This is a genomic window from uncultured Mycobacterium sp., assembly GCF_964249325.1.
GTDB lineage: Bacteria > Actinomycetota > Actinomycetes > Mycobacteriales > Mycobacteriaceae > Mycobacterium.
This window is the reverse complement of the sequence record NZ_CAXUCH010000052.1, coordinates 10,112-17,549: the sequence shown is the minus strand read 5'-3', so window position 1 is coordinate 17,549 and position 7,438 is coordinate 10,112. Positions and strand designations below refer to the sequence as shown.

7 protein-coding genes and 1 pseudogene (1 of these 8 only partly in view) are annotated in these 7,438 nt (G+C 65.8%); 3 read left to right on the top strand and 5 right to left on the bottom strand.

Going from position 1 to position 7,438, the window contains the following annotated elements:
* The 3 genes and pseudogenes from ACFE99_RS09415 to ACFE99_RS09405 form a co-directional block, all read left to right on the top strand.
* Positions 1-79, top strand: a pseudogene (locus ACFE99_RS09415) (response regulator transcription factor); it begins 626 nt to the left of the window's first position.
* On the top strand, positions 57-1,553 hold the full coding sequence (locus ACFE99_RS09410; protein ID WP_375484565.1) for a sensor histidine kinase: 1,497 nt from the start codon (positions 57-59) through the stop codon (positions 1,551-1,553). The pseudogene ACFE99_RS09415 and the gene ACFE99_RS09410 overlap by 23 nt, the downstream one beginning before the upstream one ends.
* Before the next feature lie 248 nt (positions 1,554-1,801).
* On the top strand, positions 1,802-2,245 hold the full coding sequence (locus tag ACFE99_RS09405; protein ID WP_375484563.1) for a lipoprotein LpqH: 444 nt from the start codon (positions 1,802-1,804) through the stop codon (positions 2,243-2,245).
* A gap of 220 nt (positions 2,246-2,465) precedes the next feature.
* Here ACFE99_RS09405 and ACFE99_RS09400 read toward each other — a convergent pair whose 3' ends face one another.
* The 5 genes from ACFE99_RS09400 to ACFE99_RS09380 form a co-directional block, all read right to left on the bottom strand.
* Positions 2,466-3,437: an NADPH:quinone oxidoreductase family protein gene (locus tag ACFE99_RS09400; RefSeq protein WP_375484561.1), complete on the bottom strand. Its 972-nt coding sequence runs from the start codon at positions 3,435-3,437 to the stop codon at positions 2,466-2,468.
* On the bottom strand, positions 3,437-4,036 hold the full coding sequence (locus ACFE99_RS09395; RefSeq protein ID WP_375484559.1) for a TetR/AcrR family transcriptional regulator: 600 nt from the start codon (positions 4,034-4,036) through the stop codon (positions 3,437-3,439). Before ACFE99_RS09395 ends, ACFE99_RS09400 begins: the two co-directional genes overlap by 1 nt.
* The gene (locus tag ACFE99_RS09390) at positions 4,033-5,340 is read right to left on the bottom strand and encodes an acyl-CoA dehydrogenase family protein (protein ID WP_375484557.1); all 1,308 of its coding nucleotides are present in this window, start codon (positions 5,338-5,340) and stop codon (positions 4,033-4,035) included. Before ACFE99_RS09390 ends, ACFE99_RS09395 begins: the two co-directional genes overlap by 4 nt.
* A gap of 69 nt (positions 5,341-5,409) precedes the next feature.
* A complete protein-coding gene (locus ACFE99_RS09385) occupies positions 5,410-6,174 on the bottom strand; it encodes an SDR family NAD(P)-dependent oxidoreductase (RefSeq protein ID WP_375484555.1) in 765 nt (254 codons plus the stop codon).
* A 1-nt stretch (position 6,175) separates the two neighbouring features.
* On the bottom strand, positions 6,176-7,219 hold the full coding sequence (locus ACFE99_RS09380; RefSeq protein ID WP_375484553.1) for a phosphotransferase family protein: 1,044 nt from the start codon (positions 7,217-7,219) through the stop codon (positions 6,176-6,178).
* Positions 7,220-7,438 lie beyond the last annotated feature (219 nt).

Below are 7,438 nucleotides of genomic sequence, written 5' to 3'. Positions count from 1 at the left end.
CAAGAAAATCGACACCGGGCGCGAGCCTATGATTCACACACTGCGCGGCGCCGGCTATGTCCTCAAGCCGGCCCGCTAGCACGCGACGAATCTGGTCGCTGCGGTTACGCCTGCTGGCCGGTCAGGTCGTCGTGCTGGCCCTAGTGTGTGTGGGAATCGGCGCGGTAACCGAGCTGGCGTTGTACCGCTACCTCGTGGGGCAGCTCGACCAGCAACTGCAGGGTGCGTCGCACCGCTCGGCGACGACCTATGGCGAGCCGCCGCCACCACCGGCGCCGTGGCGGCATCCGCGAGTGCCAATCCCGGGGCCGGGCCCACGGTTTCTGGATGCCCCGGGCCAGCCCGTCGGCATGGTCGCCGCCGTCGTCGGCAACGGGTCGCCAGTCAATGCCGGTTACCTGACCAGCACAGGATCGCGGGCGGCGGTGACCGATACCGCCAGGGACCAGTTGGCGGCGATCTCCAGTGCCCGCACCCCGGTCACCCGTGAGCTCGACGGGCTCGGCCGCTACCGCTTAGTGGCTGCCCCGGCGCGGCACGGTAAAGACGTCATCGTTACCGGGTTGCCGATGTCCAACGTCGATTCCACGTTGATTGGGATGCTCATGATCTTCGGGGTCGTCACGGTGATCGCGCTAGCCGCCGCGACGACCGCCGGCATCGTGATCATCCGGCGAGCATTGGCACCGCTACGACGGGTGGCGCAAACGGCCGGCGAAGTTGTCGACTTGCCGTTGGACCGCGGCGAGGTGGCACTGCCGGTCCGAGTTCCCGAACCGGACGCCAACCCCTACACCGAAGTGGGCCAGCTCGGGTTGGCGGTGAACCGGATGCTCGACCACATCGCGACCGCGTTGTCGACCCGGCAGGCCAGCGAGACCCGGGTCCGCCAGTTCGTCGCTGACGCCAGCCACGAGCTGCGCACCCCGCTGGCCGCGATCCGTGGTTACACAGAGCTGGCGCAACGCATGCACGCCGACACCGACGCGGTCGCCCACGCGATGAGTCGCGTGGAATCCGAGACCGAGCGGATGACCCGCCTCGTCGAGGACCTACTGCTGCTTGCGCGGTTGGATTCCGGTCGGCCCCTAGAACGCAAGCCAGTAGACCTTTCCCGGGTGGCAGTCGACGCGGTAAGCGACGCGCACGTCGCCGGAGGCGATCACCAATGGGAACTGGACCTGCCGCCTGAGCCGGTGGTGGTCCTCGGTGACGCAGCACGGCTGCACCAAGTAGTGACCAATCTGCTCGCCAACGCCCGCATCCACACCGGCCCCGGAACAGTGGTGACGACACGGCTGACCACCGAACCGAAACACACTGTGCTCAAAGTGATCGACAACGGTCCCGGGATCCCCGAACGATTGCAGTCGGAGGTCTTCGAGCGGTTTGCCCGCGGCGACACGTCACGATCCCGCAAGGGTGGCAGCACCGGCTTGGGACTGGCCATCGTCTCGGCTGTGGTCAAAGCCCACGACGGGACAATCTCGGTACAGAGCACCCCTGGCCACACCGAATTCACCGTGCGGTTGCCACTCACTAACCACCACTAGAAACCCGCGATCGCCAAGCCGCGGCGAGATGGTCGACGTGGATGACGCGTTACGTGCCAACTAATAAGAGCGACCGCAAGATTCGGTCCCCGATAGCGGCTCACCGGCACAGCGTTGCGCCGCCGCAGGAAACATAATTTACCTGGGGGGCGTCAATTTTTCACCGTCCCCAACACAGTTGGACAAACGAACCACATACTGCTTGCGGCGGCCCGCAGTTGACGGGCCACGACAAAAAGGAGACAGTGGTGAATCGTTGGGCCGGGGTCCTTGGGGGCGCGGCGATAATCGTCGCAGCCGTTGCTGGTTGTTCCAGCGGCGGCGGCCAAAAGGTCAGCACTTCGGGCCACGCCAAGGTGGTGGTCGATGGCCAGGACCAGAACGTCAACGGTCCGGTCACCTGTCAGAAGGCTGGCGGCCAGCTGCAAATCGGGATCGGTCAGCCCGGTTCGCCCAATAATGTCGCGGTGCAAGCCACCGACGCAGATCCGCCTGCTATTCACCAGATCTCGCTTGGCAAAGTGAACGGCGTTCAGCTCGCATATCAGCAGGGCAGCCCTGGGGCCAACGCTCAAGCCACCAAGAACGGCAACGGCTACAAGTTCAGCGGCACGGCGACCGGTATGAACCCGTCTGATCCGATGTCGGGGATGGTGAGCAAGCCTTTCGAGGTTGACGTGACCTGTCCATAACGGAATCGGGTCAAGTTGACGGCGGCGTCCGCGGGGCGCCGCCGTTGTTATGCCCGGCTGATTGAGTGGTTTCGTTCCGGCGCAACCGTATCGATTGCATGACTGTGGCACAACGGATTTCGACAACGAGTCGTGCATGAGGTGCCCGCCGCCTAGCGATTTGCTAGCTGGAAATCGCTGATAGCCGGGCACAACGCACGTCTCTGGGGACCGAGACCCGTCAATCGACGTCGATGACCACTTTGCCGATCGCCTTGCGGTCCGCCACATATCGCAACGCCGCGGCGGTGTCGCCTAGCCGGAACCGCGCACCGATGTAGGGCCGGACCCGAGCGTCGGCGAACATCTGCTGCAGCTCGCGCATGTCGCGAGAGGCAGCGTCCGGGTGATCCTCGTGAAACGTACGGATTTCCATGCCGCGAACCGTAATGCCTTTGAGCAGAACGAGGTTCAGCGGTATCGCGGGAATCACACCTGCGGCATAACCCAGGGTAACAAAGGTCCCGCCGCGGCCCAGTGCACGCAGCGCCGGCTCGGCGTACGGGCCACCGACCGGGTCGATCACCACCCGGGCACCACCACCGGTGAGCTCACGGATCCGCGCTCGTAGATCTTCGCGGTCGTAGTCGACAATCGCCTCGGCGCCGCGCTGCCGGCACACCTCGAGCTTTTCCCGACTCGACGCCGCCGCCAGCACCCGAGCCTGTAGAGCGACCCCCAAATCGACCGCTGCCAGCCCCACCCCACAGGCGGCGCCGAGGACGACGACCCAATCGCCTTCGGCCACTTGAGCAACCGACCGCAGCGCGTGGTAGGCGGTGCGATAGGTGACACCGAACGCAGCCGCCGCGGGGAAGTCGACGCCATCCGGTATCGCCGACACCGACTCGGCGCGAACCAGCGCCTTTTCCGCGAACGCGCCCACGAACGCGGTAGCGCTCACCCGGTCGCCCGGTACGAAGCCGACACCGTCACCAACCGCTGTCACCTCGCCGGCCAATTCGCTGCCCGGAGTGAACGGCACGGCAATCTGGACCTGGTATTTGCCGTCGATCAGCAGCACATCGGGGAAGTTCACCGCCGCGGCGCGCACCCGGACTACCAGCTCACCCGCAGCCGGCGTCGGGTCAGGAACCTCATCGAGGACTAGACCCTCGGGCGGGCCGTATCGACGGCAGACAACAGCGCGCATCACGTTACGCCTAGCGCGCGCAAGCAGAATCGCATCAGGTGGTCGATGTCGTCCGGGCTGGGGCGGTCCGCGGACCCGACATACCGGCGCATCGCTGCGGCTGTACAGAGAAACACCGCGTCGGCGTCCCGCTCCGGGTCGGCTCCTCCGAGCGCGGCGACCGGTTCTGTCAGCAGATCCCGCAGCGGTCGCATGATCTCGTCGACATTCACACTGGCCGACATTTGTCCGGCCGCCGCACGGCTCATGCTGATCAGATGAGGGTCGGCGACTTGCGCGAGCGTGCCCTCGATCCAGCGCGCGATCTTGTCCGCCGGGCGAGATTCCTTGGCCATCTGATGCTGAAGATAGGAGACGACGATCCCCACCCCGCGCTCCATGACCGCCAGAATCAGATCGTCTTTGCCGGCGATGTAACGGTAGAAGGCCTTGTTCGACGAGCCGGCTTCGGCGACGATGTCGCTGACGCGCGGGGGCTCCGGTGCGACGCGCTCCATCACCCGCACTGCGGCGGCCAGGATGCGTTCCACTTCCTCGGTGGCCCCGCGCTGACGGTCGTCGAGCGCCCGTTCCACCGCAGCGGCGACCCTGCTGTTCATGGCGAATCAGGCAGCGCCGGAATCCGCTCGACAAGGTCGCCATACTTCGCCTGAGCGGCTTGCACGCGCTTGTCCAGCAATTCGCTGGGCCATTCTGGATCCTCAGCCTCGTAGTTCTTCAGCAGCATCCGGGCCAAATTGACCTTGTGCGCCTCGGTGGGCCCGTCGGCCAGACCCAGCGCCACCCCGCCGAGGAGCACGTTGGTCAGCGGCAGCTGGTCGGTAAGCCCCAGTGCACCGTGCACCTGGATGGCGCTCAACCCGATCGATTTGAGCACTTGCGACGCCAAGATCTTGCAGACCGCGATCTCGGTGCGCGCGGCGTGCTCGCCGGCGGTATCGATCAGCCACGCGGCGTGCAGCACGGTCAACCGGAACGGTATCAGCTCGGCGTAGGAGTCAGCGATGAATGCCTGCACCAGCTGTTTGTCGGCTAGTGAACTGCCTTGGGTGAAGCGGCTTTTCGCGCGGCGGACCATCATGTCGATGGCGCGTTGGGCGACGCCGATGGAGCGCATCGCGTGATGCAGCCGCCCCCCGGCCAGCCGGGTCTGCAGGATCAAGAAACCCTGACCAGGCTCGCCGAGCAGCGCGTCCGAAGGCACCCGCACTCCGTCGTAGCGCACCAGCGAATGCCCGGGCTCGTGCGGGTGGGCACCGGCCAGATGGTGGGTGGCTTCGATGACCAGGCCCGGTGTGCCTGCCGGGACCAAGAAGGTCGACGCCCCGCGATGGACCGGCACGTCGGGATCGGTGATCGCGACGACGATGAAGAACGAGGCTACAGACGCGTTGGAGGAGAAGTACTTTCGGCCGGTGATCACCCAGTCCCCGCCGTCTCGCACGGCACGCGTGGTGAAAACCCGCGGATCGGCGCCTCCTTGCGGTTCCGTCATCGAAAAGCAGGAAAAGATCTCCCCGGAGAGCAGCCCCGCAAGATAGCGGTCTTTTTGGGCCTGGGTGCCGAAGCGGGCCAGGATTTCGGCGTTGCCGGTGTCGGGCGCTTGGGTTCCGAACACGATCGGAGCCCACGGGCTGCGGCCCAGGATCTCGTTGATCAGCGTCAGCTTGACCGCGCCGAAGCCTTGCCCGCCGAGTTCCGGGCCGAGGTGTGGGGCCCACAGCCCTTGGTCGCGGACCTGCTGTTTGAGCGGGTCGACAATTTTGCGTCGCTCGTCGTTGAGCGGCAAGAATTCGCAGCCGGGGAACAACACCTCGAGCGGTTCCACTTCTTCGCGGACAAACTCGCGGATCCAGTCGAGCTTCTTTTCGAACTCTGGTTCGGTGGAGAAGTCCCACGCCATGCCCAAGCCTCCTTTAGATTCATTGGCGGCGACCCGCTGCGCTCGGCTGTGCCGCGCTTGCGATCGCCGCTAGGGGATTCCACCGTCGGCCCGCACAATCGAGCCAGTGGTGAAGCTGGATGCGTCCGAAGCCAAAAACAAGGCAGCGCCGACGATTTCGGCCGGATCGCCGGCCCGTTGCAGCGATAGGTGAGCAAACGGCTTCTGCGTCGCCCGCTCCAGATTCCAGGCCTTGCTCACGTCGGTCAGAAACGGACCGGCCATCAGCGTGTTGACCCGCACTGCCGGTCCGAACGCCTTGGCCAGCGCCTCGGTCATCGCGTTGAGGCCGGCCTTGGCTGCCGCGTAGGGGACGATGTCCGGTGCCGGGCGAAGCGAGCCCGCAGTGCTGACGTTGATGATCGACCCCCGGCCGGCCGCGACCATGCGCTCACCGAGCAACGCCGACAACCGAAATGGGCCTTTCAGATTGAGGTTGACCACCGCGTCGAACAGCTTCTCGGTGACATCTGTCAGCTTGTCGTAAATCGGTGACATGCCCGCGTTGTTGATCAACACGTCGACCTTGCCGAACCGCTCATACGTCGCCTCGACCAGGCCGTCCAGTTCATCCCACCGCCCCACGTGCACGGCATAGGGCATTACGGCACGCCCGGTCTCGGCCTCGATCTCCTTGGCGGTGGCCACGCAGTTGTCCATCTTGCGGCTGGCAATCACCACGTCGGCGCCGCAGCGGGCGACCCCGAACGCCATTTCCCGCCCGAGCCCCCGGCTGCCGCCGGTGATCAACACTACGCGATCGCTGAGGTCGAAAAGTTCGTCGGCGTAGCCCATTTCACGCCTTCGTCGGCAGCGACCGGGCCAGCTCCCCAGCGGTCGCGATCAACTGCAGGATCATCGGCCCGAACGCCTCGGTGATCTTCGGGTCCACCTTGCCGGTCCGTACGCCGGCCGCGTAGGTCTTCTCCAGCACGATGCCGAGCTTCCAGTTCGCCAACACCAGGTAATAGTCGATGTTCTCCGTCGAAAGCCCGCTGACCCATTCGTAATGCTCGAGCAGTTCGCTGCGGCTGGGCATGCCGGTCAGGTCAAGGTAGAAGCCGTCGGCCCGCGGGTGTTCACCGTCATAGCCCAGTAGACACCAAGCCAAATCCAGCAGCGGGTCGCCGACCGTGGTCATCTCCCAATCGACGATTGCGGCCAGCTTCGCCGGCGCCCCGTGCGCGAACATCACGTTGGCAAATTGGTAGTCGCCATGCATGATGCCGGGGGTGTAGTGCGCGGGCCGATTGCGGCGCAGCCAGTCGGCGGCTTCGTCGAGGCCCGGTAGGTCGCGCACCCGGTAGGCGTCGAGGAAGGCCAGCCAGCGATCGACCTGCCGCTCATGGAATCCGTCCGGGCGGCCGAAACCCTCCAGACCCCGGGCGCGCCAGTCCACCCGGCCGAGCTTGGCTGCGCCGTCGACGAGTTCGAACGCCAAGCCGCGGCGCGCCGCCAGGTCGGTGTCAAACGGTGCGGGCCAGCCGCCGTCCATCGGACTCCACCCGTCGATCGCCCGCATGACGTAGAAGGGCATGCCGAGCAGATCGCCGGCATCGTCGGCGGCGATCAGCTCGGCATGGGGCACATCGGTGCCGGACAGCGCCCGCACCAAGCGAATCTCGCGCAGCAGGCCGTCGATGCGGGCCGCGTCGGCCCGAGGCCCGGGCATGCGCAACACCATGCACTCGCCACCGCGCTGAATCAAGTAGAGGGTGTTCTGCGAGCCGCCGCTCAGCGGCTCTAACATGGGCCGCTCCCCGTCGCCGGGTGCGTGATGGGTGTCCAGCCAGCGCGCCAAAACGCCGGGGTCAGGTTGGGATCCGCGGGCCTGCGCCACGTGCACACCTCACTCTCGCTGCGGAGAATAGCATTCTCCGCAGCTGACCGGAACCCCGTGCGTCGGCTGTGGGCGACGATTACGACCTCGAGCAGGGCGGCGAAGCGGCCTATCTCAGCCTCGGACTCGACCATCACAACATCGCTTTGCGTCAGGCGGAGCGGGCCGGCATCAACGCGATTGGACTGCAGCTGGCCGCGAAAACGGACGTCGCCGACC

Bases quoted from the DNA above. Each gene is read 5' to 3' on its own strand.
- ACFE99_RS09410 (WP_375484565.1), top strand. From the start codon at position 57: ATGTCCTCAAGCCGGCCCGCTAGCACGCGACGAATCTGGTCGCTGCGG.
- ACFE99_RS09400 (WP_375484561.1), bottom strand. From the start codon at position 3,437: ATGCGCGCTGTTGTCTGCCGTCGATACGGCCCGCCCGAGGGTCTAGTC.
- ACFE99_RS09395 (WP_375484559.1), bottom strand. From the start codon at position 4,036: ATGAACAGCAGGGTCGCCGCTGCGGTGGAACGGGCGCTCGACGACCGT.
- ACFE99_RS09390 (WP_375484557.1), bottom strand. From the start codon at position 5,340: ATGGCGTGGGACTTCTCCACCGAACCAGAGTTCGAAAAGAAGCTCGAC.
- ACFE99_RS09385 (WP_375484555.1), bottom strand. From the start codon at position 6,174: ATGGGCTACGCCGACGAACTTTTCGACCTCAGCGATCGCGTAGTGTTG.